We start from the raw sequence: 16,730 nt of genomic DNA on the forward strand, positions 1-16,730 counted from the left end.
GTGCCCAACCTCGACATCGATAACCAGGGTTTTGCCCAATCTCTTTGGAGCGCCACCGCGACCGCGCCTGCCGAATTTCCGACCCTGGAGGGTGTAGAAAAAGCGGATGTCGCCATCGTCGGCGGTGGCTTCACCGGTCTTTCGACCGCCCTGCATCTTGCGGAACGGGGTGTCTCCGTCACCGTACTCGAGGCCCGGGAACCTGGCTTCGGGGCGTCCGGCCGCAATGGCGGCCAGATCATTGCCGGGTTCAAGCACAACGAAGTGCCGGTCGGGCCGGGCCTTGATCCCGACCGCGCGGCCCGGATGGATCGGTTCGGTGACGGAACCGCCCAATTCACCTTCGATCTGATCAGCCGGCTGGGCATTGATTGCGATGCGAAACAAGGTGGCTGGGCCCAGGGGGCGCATGGTGACGTCGCCATGCGCGCCATCGAACGCAAGGCCGAGATCCTGGGCCGGCGCGGTGTCGACCTGGAGATACTGTCGGCCGCCGAAACGGAACGCCGGCTGGGCACGAATTGGTATCCCGGTTCACTATGGGATCCACGAGGCGGAACACTTCAACCGTTGAACTATGCGCGCGGTCTGGCGGAGGGTGCCCGCAAGGCGGGCGCGACAATCTTCACGGAAAGCCCGGTGACGACCGTCGCCCGTGAAGGCCGGGGGTGGAAATTGACGACCGCTTCCGGCGGTTCGGTCATCGCCGAAAAGGCGCTGTTCTGTACCAACGGATATTCCGATCTGTTCAATCCGATCCCGTCGCTCTCGAAATCGGTTATCCCGTTTTTCAGCTATCAGATCGCTACCGCGCCCTTGTCGGACAATATTCTGAAAACACTTCTCGCGGACGGTGTCGGGGTTTCGGAATTCCGCCGCCTGCTGGGATATTTTCGCGTCGATGCCCAAGGGCGGTTCATCATGGGCGCGCGCGGGGCGTCGGACGGGTCGATGGAACCGCCTTCCTTCGACTTCGCCCGTGCCCGGATCAAACAGCTCTTCCCCGCCTTGGCTGAGCAGAGGATGGACTATTTCTGGAACGGCAAGGTCGCGATTACCATGGACTACCTGCCCCGGCTGATCGACCAGGGTGAAGGTCTGCATGCCGCCGTTGGCTGGAATGGACGGGGAGTAGCGGTCACGACCGCATCCGGCCCGGTGCTGGCGGATTGGATGATGGGGACATCGCCGAAAGAATTACCCCTGCCCGTGACCCCGCCGCGGCCGATTCGGTTCCATGGCCTGAAACGCAAGGTCTCTTCGGTCGTCGCGCTTTGGTACGACCATCTCGACAAGAAGGAACGCAGCAAACCTGCCGCGTGACCGCGTACCGGCTTTATTCAAACAGACTTTCATTTATTCCTGTTTTGTTCTATATAGTGGAACGGAAAGGAACAAACCATGAATATTGAGCCGGTCGAACTGGGGCCCCGAAAAGGTCGGGGCGCCGTCACAAACAAAGTCGGGCGCTTCGAAAGGCACGATCGAATCCTGACCGATGACGGTTGGGAGGTTCATGATCCGCGGCGGGGCGATCCTCCGCCCAAACTGCGCACCACACTGGGAATCGATACGGCAAAGACCGTCATCGCCCGAAACAAGTCGCCCGACATTCCCTTCGATCAGTCGATCAATCCCTATCGGGGATGCGAGCACGGCTGTGTTTATTGCTTCGCACGGCCCACCCATGCCTATTACGGCCTGTCGTCCGGCCTCGATTTCGAGACGCGTTTGTTCCACAAGCCTGACGCCGCCAAAGTTCTTAGGCGAGAATTGAGCAACCCGAAATACGTTCCGAAGCCGATCGCCCTCGGCACGAATACGGATCCTTATCAGCCGATCGAGAAGGCGGAGGAGACCACGCGGCAGGTTCTGCAGGTCCTCGCCGAATTCAATCACCCGTTCACGATCGTCACCAAGGGCGCGCTGATCACCCGCGACCTGGATATCATCGGACCGATGGCGGAAAAGGGCATGGCGGCGGTCTGGCTGTCGGTGACGACCCTGGATCGAAAGCTTGCCAATGTTATGGAGCCGCGAGCCTCGACACCGTCGAAGCGCCTGGAAGCGGTCAGCACCCTTGCGGCGGCAGGTGTCCCAACCGGCATCCTGATGGCGCCGATCATCCCGGCCATCAACGACTGGGAAATCGAACGCGTGCTGGAAGCCAGCAAGGACGCCGGCGCAAACCGGGCTGGATATGTCCTTCTGCGCCTGCCACACGAAATCAAGGATCTGTTCACCGAATGGCTGGAGGCGCATTTCCCGGATCGGGCCGCGCGCGTGTTATCTCTCGTCAAGCAAACCCGGGGCGGCCGGCTTTACGATTCCACCTGGGGCAAACGTCAGCGCGGCGAAGGCCCAGTGGCGGATCTGATCGCCAAACGGTTCGGTGTCGGGGTTCGGAAACTACGCCTGGACGGCCCGCGGCCGGACCTGGACCTTACTCAATTCACCGTACCCGGCCGGGCGGAACAATTGTCTCTGCTATAGGCACGACCCGTATCACGACAGCGCAAGTCATTGTAGCAATGGACTTTTAATCGGGGACGAACGGCTCATATCCTGTATCATGTAGATTGCCGGAATTGATCGGTGATTAAACAGGGATACGGGAAACCATGCATGGAGCCGCCGATCTAACGGGCGTTGCCGTCGTGATCGCGGCAGCGACATTGTGCGGCATGTTGTTCGTGCGGCTGCGACAGCCGGCGATCGTCGGCTATATCATCGCGGGCATCATACTGGGCCCTTCCGGCCTGGGTCTGGTGGCCAACCGTGAGATCATTTCTTTCTTCGCCGAGCTCGGCGTTATCCTGCTGCTTTATTTCATCGGCATGGAACTGTCGCTACGCAGTTTCCGACACATCTGGAGGGTCGCGGTCCTGACCACGGCGTTCCAGATCGGGATCAGCGTCGGCGCCACGGCCCTTATCGGCCAGGTCTTCGACCTGCCGACGTCCCATGTGGTCCTGTTCGGTTTCGCCCTTGCACTTTCTTCCACCGCCGTCGCGGTGAAAATCCTGGACGATATCGGCGAATTGCGAAACCGGGCCGGACGCGTCGCCATCGGCATCCTGATCGCGCAGGATCTGGCCGTCGCGCCAATGCTGCTGTTCGTCACCTCCTTCGCGGGTGAGGGTTTCAACCCGATCGTATTGGTCGAGGTCGCAGCCTCCATCGGTGTGCTGGTCGCGGTGATCCTGTACATGACGCGCCGCCAGCGGATTAATCTGCCTTTCCACCAAATTCTCGAAGCGAAGAAGGAAATCGGCACGATGGCGTCCCTCGCCCTGTGCTTCCTCTTCGCCACCCTGGCCGGTCTCTTTGGCATGTCGCCCGCCTTCGGTGCATTTCTGGCTGGGCTGATTGTTGGCAACAGCGGCCAGCGTCAGGTCATGCACGAAAACGCCGAGCCGGTTCAGGCGGTTCTGCTGATGATCTTCTTCCTGTCCATCGGCCTGCTGATCAATCTGGAATTCATCGCGGATAATATCCTTCTCGTTCTAGCCGTCGGAATATTCGTCACCTTCTTCAAAACGATCATCAACATCGTCGCCCTGCGCGTTCAGGGCGAAACCATGCAGACGGCTTTCCTGGCAAGTCTGACCATCGGACAAATGGGGGAATTCACCTTCGTTCTGGCCGGGGCCGCGTCGAATGCGCGGGTCATCGACGATGAAGTATACCGCCTGTTGGTCGGCGTAACGGTTCTATCCCTGGTGACCAGTCCGATCTATGTTGACCTCGCCCGGCGCTTGTCCCATCGCTCCCTTCGTAACGCGACTTCATTGGGCAAGGTCTTCCGCCTCGTCTACCGACAGGAATGGCGCTTCACCAAGGCGACCAGTCTATGGTTCTGGCATGTTGCCCATGATGCCGTTGAAACCTTTGAAAACATGACCAGCGGCGTAAAGGACAAGGCGAGAACGCGGATCGAAGAAATCAAACTGACGAAAGCCGCGGCGGAAAAAGCGCGGGCGCAGGCCTCAAAACCCGCCGCAGAGGCAAGCAATGCCCCAGCCGCCGACGAGGAAGAACCAACTGTTTCAAAAGCGGAAAAGCAACCGTCCCGGTTCAGCCGCCTGAAACAGTCCGACCCGGAAACCGGCAACGACTGACCCATGCCCGATTTTGTCCTGGAAACAGAAATGCGCGCCAAACTCGGCGCAGGCCGTGATGGCAAGATAACAATCGCCGGGGTGGACGAAGTTGGTCGCGGACCTTGGGCGGGTCCGGTCGTGGCCTGTGCGGCCGTGTTGGATCAGACGACCTTTCCTGCCGACCTTGCCGCTGTGTTGGACGATTCCAAGAAGCTTTCGGCGAAGAAACGAGCCGCGCTGCTTCCCCATATCAGGGCAGCGGCCGATTTTGCTATCGCGGAAGCCAGCGTCGAAGAGATCGACCGCCTCAACATTCTTCAGGCCAGCCTTCTCGCCATGCGGCGCGCCGTGGAGGCGCTGCCCCAGCGACCTGACGCGGCGCTGGTCGACGGCAACCGGGACCCGGGCCTCCACTGTCCGACGACCCTTGTCGTGAAGGGGGACAGTCGATCGCTTTCAATCGCCGCAGCCTCCATCATCGCCAAGGAACACCGCGACAGTCTAATGGCCGAACTGGCCGCCGAATATCCTGAATACGGCTGGGAGCGAAATGCAGGATACGGCGTGAAGCTTCATCAGGAAGCCCTCAACCGGCTGGGCCCAACCCCCCATCACAGGCGCAGTTTTGCGCCGATTTCCCGACTTATCGGGTAATTTTTGCTGAATATTGCGGTATTCCGGTATTTTCGCCTGTCACACTATATCTGGCGTCCAAAGACAGTATAAGACTCTATATTTTGAATAATGAATAAGTACTTCTTTCTTTTATTGACGCGGAATCTCCCATGAATCATGATTCGTCCCAATAAAGCGACAAATAGATCGCTTAGCTTACACAGAGGACACCATGAAGAGACTTCCACTCGACAGAATTGTCGAGGGCGATTGCATTGAACTCATGCGATCCTGGCCCGAAGAATCGGTCGATATGATCTTTGCAGATCCCCCCTACAATCTGCAGCTTTCCGGCGAACTGCACCGCCCGAACAACACCCGCGTGAGCGGCGTGGAGGAAGCCTGGGATCGCTTCGACGATTTTTCTGCCTATGACCGTTTTACCTTCGACTGGCTGAGCGCGGCGCACCGTCTGCTGAAGCCGGACGCGACGCTATGGGTGATCGGCAGCTACCACAACATATTCCGCGTCGGTAAGACGCTGCAGGATATCGGCTTCTGGATCCTCAACGACGTGATCTGGGTGAAGACGAACCCGATGCCGAATTTCCGCGGCAAGCGGTTCACCAACGCCCATGAAACCATGATCTGGTGTTCGAAATCCCCGGACAGCAAATACACCTTCAACTATGACAGTATGAAGGCGTTGAACGACGACCTGCAGATGCGATCCGACTGGACGATGCCGATCTGCAGCGGCGGCGAGCGCATCAAGGGCGCGGACGGCGCCAAGGCCCATCCGACGCAAAAGCCGGAAGCGCTGCTGCACCGTGTGGTCATGGCATCCAGCAATCCGGGCGATGTGGTGGTCGACCCCTTTGCGGGCACCGGCACGACCGCGGCCGTCTCAAAACGGCTTGGCCGACGGTTCATCGGCATCGACCGGGAAAAGGATTATCTGGCCGTGGCGCGAGAGCGTGTGCGCCAGACCCCGGAAGCCGCCGATACGGAGGCCATCTCGCCCACGCCGTCCAAGCGCAAGGAACCGCGTGTTCCGTTCGGTTCCCTGGTCGAGCGTGGCTTGCTGTCACCGGGCGAGATCCTGGAAAGCCCGTGCCGTCGTTTCACCGCTAAGGTACGTGCCGACGGCACGATCATCTCCAGCGCCCATCGCGGCTCGATCCATCAGGTCGGCGCGGCGGTCCAGGGCGCGCCGAGCTGCAACGGCTGGACCTATTGGATGCTGAAAACCGACGGCGGCAAGAAGGTGCCGATCGACGTCCTGCGCCAGAAATTGCGGTCGGAAGCGGTGCACGCACCGGCCTGACCGGCCGCGCCGTTCCCCGTTACGCGTTCGGCCAGGTATCGGCCAGTCGATATCCTTCCGGCCAGGGGTCATCGGGATCCAGCATATGCTGATGGGTCCCGGTCACCCAGGCACGCCCGGTAATCGTGGGCACGATCGCCGTCGTGTCGCCCAGCCTGGTTTCCTTTTCGATCCTTCCGACAAATTCGGAATCGATGATCGAGACGCCCTGCAAAATATCGCCGACCTGCATTTGGCCTTTCGCATGCAGGACCGCCATGCGGGCCGAGACGCCGGTGCCGGTCGGAGAACGGTCGAGCTTGCCCGGCTCGATCGCCACGGTGTTGCGGCCGATCAGTCGCCCATTCTTGCCGGCGACCGGGCAAGCGAACTGGCAGAAGGAGATATGCGACCAATCGGGGTTTTCCGGATGGCGGAAGCCGAGTTGTTCATTCGCGGCGCGGGTAATCTTCATCCCCAATTCGGTCAGGGCCGCCGCCTCGCTCGGCTGCACCGAAAAGCCCAGGGCATGCGCGTCGACGATCACGAAACTGTCGCCGCCATAGGCGGTATCTACCGTGATCGTGCCCTGCCCCGGCACCTCCAGCGGCACGTCCAGCTTATCCGCGAAGGACGGAACATTGGTCACCGTGATCCGTTCCGCTTTGCCGTCCTTGCAATGTGCGCGGACCTTCACCAGCCCGCCGGGCGCTTCCAGGGTCAGTTCCGTGACCGGCTCCTGCATCGGCAGAATGCCGCTGTCCAACAGGGCGGTCGAAACGCAAATGGAATTGGATCCCGACATCGGCGGCGTATGGATCGGTTCCATGATGATGAAGCCCATATCGGCGCGCGGGTCCTTCGGCGGCACCAGCAGATTTACATGCCGGAAGACACCGCCGCGCGGCTCATTCAGCATGAAGTTGCGCAGGGTCTCGTCCTTTGCAATCCAGCGGGACTGCTCCCACAGCGTATCGCCCGGCGGCGGGGCGACCCCGCCGACGATCACATCTCCGACCTCCCCTTCCGCGTGCACGGAAACGGTATGGATGACCTTCCTGGTCCGCATTGCGGTCTACTCCCCCCAAGATGGCGCCGTCAGCGCCCCTTCATGGCATGGCGAACGATCTTCTTCATGACGGTCGGCAAAGCAAGATCGCCAAACCGGTCCGGCAGCACCCACCGGCCCTCGTCCGGTGCGACGGTTCCCGCATCCGTCCGACAATGGTGAACGTCCAGTTCCAGATGAAAATGCGTGAACGTGTGACGCACCATCCCGGTCAGCGGCACCCGCTCAATGACGGCGACGGGCGGCGTCGGGTCCGGCACCCCTTCCGTTACCCAATCGCTGGACGGCGGCTCCATCATGCCGCCCAAAAGCCCCGATTCAGGACGGCGGCGGAACAGAACAGCGCCATCGGGCCGGACGATCCAGAAGGCGACGCCGCGCCGGGTCGGTTTTGTCGGTTTCGGTTTTCGCGCCGGCAGGTCTTCCGCAATATCCCGCCCAAGGCATAAATCGACGATCGGACAAATCGTGCATTTCGGGCGTTTCGGCGTACAGACGGTCGCCCCGATATCCATCACCGCCTGGGCATAGTCACCGGCCCGTTCCGTCGGCGTGCAGGTATCGGCGAGGGCGGTCAGCGCCGGCTTGCTGTCCGGCAACGGTTTGGTGACCCTGAACAGCCGCGCCATCACCCGTTCGACATTGCCGTCCACCACCACGGCGCGGCGGCCGAAGGCGATGGCGGCAACCGCAGCGGCGGTGTACCGGCCGATCCCCGGCAAGGTCAGCAGGGCTTCTTCCGTTTCCGGGAAGACACCGGCATGATCCACCGCGACGGTCTGCGCGCATTTGTGCAGATTCCGGGCCCTGGCGTAATAACCCAGGCCGGCCCAGGCATGCAGAACATCGTCCAGGGGCGCTTCGGCCAAGGCCTCCACCGTCGGCCATTTCTCCAGGAACTTCTGAAAGTAGGGCCCGACCGTCGCCACGGTCGTCTGTTGCAGCATGATTTCGGACAGCCAGACATGGTATGGGTCCGGACGATGCCCGGGATCGGACCGCCAGGGCAGCCTGCGACGCGACCGATCGTACCAGGACAACAGACGGTCGGCCACCGAACCGGGCGTGTCGGGATCGATCCGATCGGATGGGGAGGGCAGGTCGATTGCGGACATGTTCATGACGTTTACTATAGAAAGCCCCTGACAACGGGAAAGCCCGAATGCCCGAGCCAAAAACAAAGAACACCGATTCGGACGGCGCCAAGGAAAAGCGCCGCGGCGGCATGCGCGTCGCGGGCAGTCTTGTCGGCGCCCTGACCAAGAAAGCCCTGGGCAAGCGCGGATTCGCCAGCGCCGCCATCATCACCGACTGGGCGACCATTGTCGGCCCCGACCTCGCCAAGCATACACGCCCGCAAAAACTGACCTTCCCGAAAGGCAGGCGGGACGGCGGGACGGTCCATATCCTGACCAGCGGTCCGATGGCGCTTCAACTGCAGCATCTGGCGCCGATGATCATCGACCGCATCAACGGCTTTTTCGGATACGGTGCCGTTTCGGACATTCGGCTGGTGCAAGGGGCGTTGACGCAGGGAGATCCGCGGAAAAAACGTTACCCGACGCGCCAATTGACCCCGGCGGACGAGGAGCATCTTGCCACCGTCGTCGACGGCATTACGGATGAAGCCCTGCGCGAAAGGGTCCGCCGGCTTGGCCTTGCGGTCCTGCGCCACAGTTCCGCCACAAAGCCGGTCTAAGCATCGGAAGAACGTACCGCCGGCAAACAAAGCTGTGGATAACCTCGGAAACGTGATTGCACCACCGGGTCGTTTCCGCTTGATTCCGCGCTCTTGATTGCCAGGTCAGAATCGCTCGTATAGTCGAAACAACCTCTAAAGGAGGCGCTTTCATGCGGATTTCCGCCCTTTTCGCCGCTGTCACCCTGGCATTCGGCGCGACCGTTATCCCCGTCCTCGGCCAGCAGGCCCTGGCCGAACCATTGGCCACGGAAGAAGCTCTGGCGGAACGCGTCATGGGCGATGCCGCCGCGCCGGTCGAGATGATCGAATATTCGTCCCTGACCTGCCCGCATTGCGCCGCCTTCCATGCGGAAAAGCTGCCGGAACTGAAAAAGAAGTATGTCGAGACCGGCAAACTGCGGATCATTCAGCGGGATTTCCCCTTCGATCGGTTGGGCGCCATGGGGGCGATGATGGCCCGCTGTGCGAACCCGATGCGCTATCACCAGTTCATTGACGTCCTGTTCAAGCAGCAGAGCCAGTGGGCCCATTCGGACGACCCGGTCGGCGCCCTCGTGCAGATCGGCAAGCTGGGCGGTCTGTCCGAACAGGATTTCCAGGCCTGCATGCAGAATGAAGACTTGCTGAACGGCATCCTGAAAATGCGTCAGGAAGGCGTCTCGGAATACGAGATCTCCTCCACGCCGACCTTCATCATCAACGGCGAGAAGGTCGTTGGAAACCAATCCCTGGAAACCTTCGAAGAAGCCATCGAAAAACACCTGAACTGATCGCCACAGCCGGCCGTCAGCACTGTGTGAACGGCCGCCTTTCCACCGGGCCGGAGCATCGCCAGAGTGCATTTCTCCAAATTGAAATTGAGCGGCTTCAAGTCCTTCGTCGATCCGGCTGAACTGGTTATCGACGGCGGGATCACGGGTGTGGTGGGCCCGAACGGCTGCGGCAAGTCCAACGTCATCGAGGCGCTGCGCTGGGTCATGGGGGAAACCTCGGCCAAGCGCATGCGCGGCAGTGAGATGGACGATGTGATCTTCGGCGGATCCTCGCAGCGCCCGGCGCGGAACATCGCCGAAGTCTCCCTGCTCCTCGACAATTCGATGAAGGACGCCCCGGCGCCCTACGATACGTTGGAGGAGTTGGAAATCACCCGCCGGATCGAGCGGGGAGCCGGATCCAACTACCGGATCAACGGCAAGGAAGTCCGGGCGCGTGACGTCCAGCTGCTCTTCGCCGACATGGCGACGGGCGCGAATTCCACCGCCATCGTCAGCCAAGGCCGGATCGGCGCCATCATCGGCGCGAAACCGACCGAACGCCGCACCCTGCTGGAAGAAGCCGCCGGCATCCGCGGCCTGCATTCCCGCCGGCATGAGGCGGAACTGCGCCTGAAGGCCGCCGAGTCCAATCTGGAGAGATTGGACGACGTCATCGGCGCCCTGGAAACGCAACACCAGGGTCTGCAGCGCCAAGCCCGGCAAACAAACCGTTACCGTCGGCTTTCCGACCATATCCGCCGACATGAGGCGATTCTGCTCCACCTGCGCTGGCAGGACGCGAAACGCGCGATGGACATTGCCCGCCAACGCCTGAACGAGGCCGAGGCCCTGGTCCACGAAAAAGCCCAAAACGCCGCCACCGCAGCACGCGATCAGGCCGATGCCGCCACTGCCCTTCCGACCCTGCGTCAGGCCGATGCGGAAGCCGCGGCCGGTCTGCAGCATCTGCAACTCGCTGTCAGGGAGTTGGAGAACGAGCAGGAACGGATCCTGGCCGCGCGGGACGCCCTGGCACAGCGCCTGGCCCAGATCGCCGCCGACCGGGCGCGCGAGGACTCGCTCTTCAACGATGCGAAACAGGCCGTCGAACGCCTGACCGCCGAAGCCACGACGATCGAGGAGGCCCGCGCAGCCGAAGGCGAAACCCTGGAACAGGCCCGGGTGGAAGCCGACGCCGCCGCCAAGGCCGTCGAGGAAAAGGAAGCGGAACTTTCCGAACTGACGGAACAGGCCGCCGGTGTCGAAGCCCAGCGCAATGCCCTGCAACGGCAACTGGCCGAGAGCGGACAGCGCGTGACCGTCCTGGAGAACCGGCTGCGCGGCCTGGACGAACAGGAAGCGAAGCTGAAGCAGGAAACGGAAAGCCTCGCCGAGATCGAAACCGCGGAAGCACGTGTCGCCGAATGCGAAGCCGCGGTCTCCGCCGCCCGTGACGCCGCGACGGCCGCGGAAGCCGCCCTTGCCGAGTGCCGGGAAAAGGAAACCGCCGCCCGCAGTGCTCTACAGGAATCGGAGCGATTGGCGCGCGATCATCTGGCGGAGGTCCAGTCGGACGCGCGGGAAACCGTGGAAACGGCGGAGCGCGCGGCGCGCGAGGCCGTCGATGCGCTTGAGCAGCAATACCGCGCCCTGGACGCCGAGATTCGCGCCCTCGCCGCCCTGGTCGATACCCAGGACGATGCGCTGGACCCGGCATTCCGGCCGCTGATCGATTCCCTTTCCGTTCAACAGGGCTATGAAGCCGCCCTGGGCGCGGCGTTCGGCGAAGAACTTGACGCCTCCACCGACGGCAAGGCCCAGATCCATTGGACCGAACTGCCGCCGCTTTCCGCCGCGCCCGGTTTCCCGGCCGGTGTCGAACCGCTGTCGAATTTCGTCGACGGGCCGAAAGCCCTCGCCCGTCGTTTATCGTTCATCGGTGTCGTCCCGGACGGCGCCGACGGCGATGCGCTGCAGAGCGAGTTGGCGGCGGGCCAGCGTCTGGTTTCCCGTGACGGCGGCCTGTGGCGTTGGGACGGCTACAGCATGGCGGCGGGCGCCCCGACGGCGGCGGCCAAGCGCCTAGAGCAACGGAACCGGCTGGCGGAAATCCGCGAAGAATTCGCCAAGGTCGAAAAGGATCTGACGGAAGAGCGGGAAGCTGCCGACGAGCGGCTGGAGGAAGCGCGGGCCAAGGCCGAAGCCAAGGTTCAGGAAGCCACCCGTTCCACCGAAGCGAATCTGGCCGAATTGCGCATCCAGGCACAGGCGGCGGAGGCGGAAGCATCGGAAAAGGCGGCCTCACAGAAGACCGCGTCGCAGGCCTTGCAGGACGCGTTCTCCGCGCTCAACCGTGCCCAGCAGGCGCAATCCGCCCTGGCCGGCAAGGCCGCCGATCTGCGCAGCAGGCTGCAAGGCATCTCGGAGAACAGGGAACGCCTGCAGGCGGATGCCTCGGAAGCCCGCGACCAGATCGAGAGTGCCCAAAAGGCGATGGACGTCCTGGAAGACCCATTGGCGGCGCGGGAGCGGATCAACGCTTTGCGCGCGACGGTCGCGGAACTACGGTCGACCCTGATCGACAAGCGTGGCGCGGTCGAGAGGTTTCAGCGCGAGTCGCAGGCCCGAACAGCGCGACTGGAAGCCATCGCGCAGGAACAGGCATCCTGGCAGCAACGCATGACCGGGGCGGACGGCCGCATGAAATCCCTCGCGGACCGGGCACAACAGGCCGAAGAAGAGAACGCCGCGTTGGAGAGCCGCCCGGCGGAAATTCAGGCCCAGCACCATGCCTTGAACGACAAGATCGTCGTTGCCGAGGCCAAGCGGAATACCGCGGCGGACGCTCTTTCCGAAGGCGAGAAGAAGCAGCAGGAATCGGACAAGGCATTGCGCGAAGCCGAGGCTGCACTGGCGACCGCCCGAGAAGACCGCGTGCGCCGAGAATCCGAGGTGGAACAGGCCGATCAGGCCGCGCAGACCATTCGCGAACGGATCGCCGAGACGCTCGATTGCGCGCCGGATGCCGTCTTGAAGGCCGGCGGCGTCGAACCGGACGAGGAACTGCCGCCACGTGACGATATAGAGAGGAAGCTGGAGCGCCTGACGCGGGAACGCGAGAATATGGGCGCCGTGAACCTCCGCGCGGAACAGGAAGCGACCGAGCTGGAGGAACAGATCACCTCCATGCACACGGAACGCGAAGACCTACTGGCCGCGATCAGCCGCCTGCGCCAGGGAATCAATGCCCTGAACCGGGAAGGGCGGGAGCGCTTGCTGGCCGCGTTCGAGCAGGTGAACGCTCATTTCAAGGACCTTTTCGTTCGCCTGTTCGGCGGCGGAGAAGCGCATCTGACATTGACCGAGGCGGACGACCCGCTCGAAGCCGGTCTGGAAATCATGGCAAGCCCGCCCGGTAAGCGGATGCAGATCATGTCGCTGCTGTCCGGCGGCGAGCAGGCATTGACCGCGCTCTCCCTGCTGTTCGGGGTTTTCCTGGTCAATCCCGCACCGATCTGCGTTCTCGATGAGGTCGACGCCCCGCTCGACGACAGTAACGTCGACCGGTTCTGCACCCTGCTGGACGAAATCGCGCATACGGGCAAGACCCGTTTCCTCGTCGTCACCCATCACCGCATGACGATGGCCCGGATGGACCGGCTTTTCGGGGTGACCATGGCCGAACGCGGCATCAGCCAATTGGTGTCCGTCGACCTGCGCGAGGCGGCGCGCATGCGGGATTCCGCATAACCCTGTCCCAGGAATCCGCCTGCCCCCCGACGGCAAAGGGCATGGCATTGAGTTTTCAGCCTCATTTGCGTCCTTTCGCCGCCCGATTCGGCCCGAATCCGGCTTGACGGTCCGAGACCGCCCCCCTATTTTCCCCGCGACTTCGGCAAGGGTGGTGGATGGACTCCCCAGACTCTGGTTCCTCGATGCAGGATCTCGACCGTCGCCTAAAGGCGGCGAAACAGAAGCACGAGCCTAAGAGACCGGCAGGGGACCAGCCGCGCGACATGTCCGGGGTCGGCGTGGGTCTGCGGATCGCGGTCGATTTGGTTGCCGGCGTTGCTGCTGGGGTGCTGATCGGCTTCTATCTGGACAGATGGCTGGAAACCAAACCTTGGCTTCTGCTGCTGTTCACGATCATCGGGTTCTGCGCGGGCTTGCTGAACGTTTATCGGACGGCACGCCAGTTGGAAGAAAAGAAGTCGCAGGCGGATGCGACCGCGGGCCCTAGGGACGACACCGACCAAGGTGGCGCCTGAAAGGGTCTGTGACTGTTCGCCAGGGGTATTGAGAGGACGGACGCCAGGGTTTGGCGGACGGCCATGGGCCAAACGGTAGGATCCGGGCGGCAACGGATTAAGTCGGGGGATTGAACGTGGCAGCTGATCCACTTCAACAGTTCAAGATCACCAAGATCGCCGAGATCGATTTCGCGGGCGTCGATATTTCGTTTACCAATTCCTCCCTGTGGATGGTCATCGCCGTCGTGGTCGCGACCCTGTTCCTGACGCTCGCCATGCGCCAACGGGGCACGATCCCCTCGCGCGGGCAAATGATGGCGGAAATGCTATACGGCGCCGTGGCCAATATGGTCAGAGACAATGTCGGCAGTGGCGGCCAGGCCTATTTCCCGTTCATCTTCACACTTTTCATCTTTGTGCTGTTCGGCAATCTGCTGGGCATGGTCCCCGGCAGCTTTACCTTCACCAGCCATATCGCGGTAACCTTCTCCATGGCGGCGATCATCTTCCTCGCTGTGACGCTGATCGGTATCGCCAAGCACGGTTTCAAGTTCTGCTCCCTGTTTTTCCCGCATGGAGCACCGCTTTGGACGGCCGTGATCCTTATTCCGATCGAGCTGGTGTCTTATCTGTCCCGGCCGATCAGCCTGTCCGTTCGTCTTTTCGCGAATATGACGGTCGGTCACGTCATTCTTAAAGTTATCGGCGGCTTCGTCGTGGCGCTCGGCGTCTTCGGCATTGTTCCGCTGGTGGGCCTGGTTGCGATCACGGCATTGGAGTTCATGATCGCTGTTATTCAGGCCTATGTCTTCGCCATCCTGTCGTGCATCTACCTGCATGACGCCCTGCATCTGCACTAAGAAGGGGCAGATCCGGCGTCGGGGTGCGAAATAGTTTCGGCTTTCCGGTAATCCTTCCGGCAGTCGAATTGGTGTCAACTTTTGTACGCATATTTCTTGCGAACGTAACGAAGAGGGTGAGAAACCATGGAAGCTGATGCAGCCAAACTGATTGGTGCGGGCCTTGCGGCGATCGGCATGATCGGGGCCGGTATCGGTGTCGGTAACGTCTGGGCGTCCTACATTTCGGCGATTTCCCGGAACCCGGCCTCCAAGGGCGAAATCGGTGCCAACATCTGGATTGGCTTTGCCGTTACCGAGGCGATCGCGCTGTTCGCGCTCATCGTCGCCCTGATGGCGCTGTTCAGCTAAGCCTGAGTTCGGACGGGTTTCGGGGCGTGAATGCCGCTTAGGCGGTTGGCGCCTCGGATCCAACCGAAGTGCCGGTTAAGGCTTGAACGGCGAAAGCTGTTGCGGCGGTGATGAGCAGTGCTCAGCATCGGCCGTCCTTTTTTCGGCATCCTGGTCCGGGAACGGCTTGGTCGGCACCGTCGACCCAATCGTTCGGACTTTGGCTCAAGGACTTAGGCTCTCAAGGCCGCAGCCAATAGGGCCGCTGGGATTAGGGCAACTGGGGAAGCTTAATGCCTCAATTTGAACAGCTCGACACATTCGCCAGTCAGATTTTCTGGCTGATCGTCACCTTTACGGTGCTGTACATCATCCTCTCCCGGATGGTGCTGCCGCGGATCGGAACGGTGGTGACCACACGCCAGAAGAAGATCGACGACGATTTGAGCCGTGCGGAAAGCCTGAAGCAGAAAGCCGCCGCCGTTCAGGAAGCCTACGAGGAATCCCTCGCCAAGGCGGCCGAGGACGCACGTGCGGTCCACAAGCAGGCAGCCGAAGAAATCGCGGCGAAAAGCGAAAAAGAACATGCCAAGCTGGGCGCATCGCTGGCCGATGACGCAAAGCAGGCGGATGAACGGATTGCAGCGTCCAAGACGACTGCGCTTGAAGACCTTCAGGCCAGTGCCGTCGAGGTCGTCCAAGCCGCCACCGAACGGCTGATCGGCGTTTCCGTCGACGAAGGTGCCGCGCGCTCCGCTCTCGAAGCCGCCGGAGGGTCGAAATAATGCAAGAAGTCCTGCAAAATCCGTCCTTCTGGGTTGGCGTTTCCTTCTTCATTTTCCTGGCCATCGCCTTCAAGCCCGCCAAGAAAGCCATTCTGGGCGCCTTGGATTCGAAGATCGCGGAAATCAAGGATCAGGTTGAAGAAGCCGCCCGGCTGCGCGACGAAGCCCAGGCTTTGCTTGCCGAATATGAGCGTAAGCAGCAGCAGGCTTCGAAACATGCCGAGGAAATGGTCGATGCCGCCCGCAAGGAAGCCGAGGAATCCAAGGCTCGTGCGGAAGCGGACCTGAACGCCAGCCTCGACCGGCAGCGTAAAATGGCGCTGGAGCGGATTTCGATGGCCGAAGAAAAGGCGCTTCGGGAAGTTCGTGCCGCGGCCGCCGAAATGGCGATTGCAGCGACTGAGAAACTGGTCGCGGAACGCGTTGCCGGCGCGGATGGCGATAAGCTGGTCGATCGGGCGATCGAGGAATTGGGAACGAAGCTGCACTGATAAGCGCAAGCTTTTACCCAAATGCCGAAAGAATTTAGGGGCCGGGACTTTCCCGGCCCTTTTCTTTTTTGCTAGTGCTTTTAGCGAACTAGTTGGATCATTCTTGCATGCCATATGTATCGCGCGACGAGAACGGCCGGATCAACGGCATCAGCGAACGCCAGACCAGGGCCGCTGCGGAATTCCTGCCGAGCAACGATTCGGAAGTGCAGGCCTTTGTCCGCGGTGCCTCACCCGATACGATGCGCCAGCGGCTTTCCGGGACGGATACGGAAATGGCCCGTATCACCGAGGATTTGATCGACGTTTTGATCGCCCGAAACATCATCAATTTCACCGACTTGCCGATTCAGGCGCAGAAGAAACTGGTGGCGAGACAAAAAATCAGGCGGAACCTTTCCGCCCTGTCCAACCTGGTCGCGGATTCAGACGATATTTTCTGACTTGCCTGCCGAGGCATCGAT

The 16,730-nt window shown here is 61.6% G+C and carries 16 protein-coding genes; 14 read left to right on the forward strand and 2 right to left on the reverse strand.

The features are described from left to right. The 5 genes from ACQK2G_RS17825 (at position 1) to ACQK2G_RS17845 (ending at position 6,045) form a co-directional block, all read left to right on the forward strand. Entirely contained in the window at positions 1-1,323 is a 1,323-nt protein-coding gene (locus ACQK2G_RS17825) for an NAD(P)/FAD-dependent oxidoreductase (RefSeq protein WP_425406385.1), read from the forward strand. A 78-nt stretch (positions 1,324-1,401) separates the two neighbouring features. Next, positions 1,402-2,493 carry a PA0069 family radical SAM protein gene (locus tag ACQK2G_RS17830; RefSeq protein ID WP_425406386.1) on the forward strand — a complete coding sequence of 364 codons (1,092 nt, stop codon included), beginning with the start codon at positions 1,402-1,404 and terminating at the stop codon, positions 2,491-2,493. 128 nt (positions 2,494-2,621) lie between these two features. Continuing rightward, positions 2,622-4,121, forward strand: coding sequence for a cation:proton antiporter (locus ACQK2G_RS17835; RefSeq protein ID WP_425406387.1), 1,500 nt, complete (start codon positions 2,622-2,624; stop codon positions 4,119-4,121). 3 nt (positions 4,122-4,124) lie between these two features. Continuing rightward, positions 4,125-4,757, forward strand: coding sequence for a ribonuclease HII (locus ACQK2G_RS17840; protein ID WP_425406388.1), 633 nt, complete (start codon positions 4,125-4,127; stop codon positions 4,755-4,757). Between the two features lie 193 nt (positions 4,758-4,950). Next, entirely contained in the window at positions 4,951-6,045 is a 1,095-nt protein-coding gene (locus ACQK2G_RS17845; RefSeq protein ID WP_425406389.1) for a site-specific DNA-methyltransferase, read from the forward strand. Positions 6,046-6,064: 19 nt separating this feature from the next. On the opposite strand, the gene ACQK2G_RS17850 is transcribed toward ACQK2G_RS17845, so the two are convergent. Both ACQK2G_RS17850 and mutY read right to left on the reverse strand, forming a co-directional pair. Then, positions 6,065-7,093 (reverse strand): trans-3-hydroxy-L-proline dehydratase, encoded by a 1,029-nt coding sequence (locus tag ACQK2G_RS17850; protein ID WP_425406390.1) that lies wholly within the window; start codon positions 7,091-7,093, stop codon positions 6,065-6,067. Positions 7,094-7,122: 29 nt separating this feature from the next. Further along, positions 7,123-8,208 carry an A/G-specific adenine glycosylase gene (gene mutY, locus ACQK2G_RS17855; RefSeq protein WP_425407665.1) on the reverse strand — a complete coding sequence of 362 codons (1,086 nt, stop codon included), beginning with the start codon at positions 8,206-8,208 and terminating at the stop codon, positions 7,123-7,125. 47 nt (positions 8,209-8,255) lie between these two features. Here mutY and ACQK2G_RS17860 point away from each other — a divergent pair, with 47 nt between their 5' ends. The 9 genes from ACQK2G_RS17860 (at position 8,256) to ACQK2G_RS17900 (ending at position 16,709) form a co-directional block, all read left to right on the forward strand. Further along, positions 8,256-8,792, forward strand: a complete 537-nt coding sequence (locus tag ACQK2G_RS17860) for a DUF721 domain-containing protein (RefSeq protein WP_425406391.1) — start codon at positions 8,256-8,258, stop codon at positions 8,790-8,792. 152 nt (positions 8,793-8,944) lie between these two features. Next, positions 8,945-9,565 (forward strand): DsbA family protein, encoded by a 621-nt coding sequence (locus tag ACQK2G_RS17865; protein ID WP_425406392.1) that lies wholly within the window; start codon positions 8,945-8,947, stop codon positions 9,563-9,565. A gap of 66 nt (positions 9,566-9,631) precedes the next feature. Further along, on the forward strand, positions 9,632-13,300 hold the full coding sequence (locus ACQK2G_RS17870; protein ID WP_425406393.1) for an AAA family ATPase: 3,669 nt from the start codon (positions 9,632-9,634) through the stop codon (positions 13,298-13,300). 158 nt (positions 13,301-13,458) lie between these two features. Further along, positions 13,459-13,818 carry an AtpZ/AtpI family protein gene (locus ACQK2G_RS17875; protein ID WP_425406394.1) on the forward strand — a complete coding sequence of 120 codons (360 nt, stop codon included), beginning with the start codon at positions 13,459-13,461 and terminating at the stop codon, positions 13,816-13,818. 116 nt (positions 13,819-13,934) lie between these two features. Next, positions 13,935-14,660, forward strand: coding sequence for a F0F1 ATP synthase subunit A (locus tag ACQK2G_RS17880; protein ID WP_425406395.1), 726 nt, complete (start codon positions 13,935-13,937; stop codon positions 14,658-14,660). A gap of 126 nt (positions 14,661-14,786) precedes the next feature. Further along, a complete protein-coding gene (locus ACQK2G_RS17885) occupies positions 14,787-15,011 on the forward strand; it encodes an ATP synthase subunit C family protein (RefSeq protein ID WP_127767355.1) in 225 nt (74 codons plus the stop codon). A 272-nt stretch (positions 15,012-15,283) separates the two neighbouring features. Beyond that, positions 15,284-15,775 (forward strand): F0F1 ATP synthase subunit B', encoded by a 492-nt coding sequence (locus tag ACQK2G_RS17890; protein ID WP_425406396.1) that lies wholly within the window; start codon positions 15,284-15,286, stop codon positions 15,773-15,775. After that, a complete protein-coding gene (locus tag ACQK2G_RS17895; RefSeq protein ID WP_425406397.1) occupies positions 15,775-16,266 on the forward strand; it encodes a F0F1 ATP synthase subunit B in 492 nt (163 codons plus the stop codon). The genes ACQK2G_RS17890 and ACQK2G_RS17895 overlap by 1 nt, the downstream gene beginning before the upstream one ends. Before the next feature lie 107 nt (positions 16,267-16,373). Beyond that, positions 16,374-16,709: a hypothetical protein gene (locus ACQK2G_RS17900; RefSeq protein ID WP_425406398.1), complete on the forward strand. Its 336-nt coding sequence runs from the start codon at positions 16,374-16,376 to the stop codon at positions 16,707-16,709. Positions 16,710-16,730: the final 21 nt, after the last annotated feature.

The organism is Hwanghaeella sp. (assembly GCF_965227365.1).
GTDB lineage: Bacteria > Pseudomonadota > Alphaproteobacteria > UBA8366 > Aestuariispiraceae > Hwanghaeella.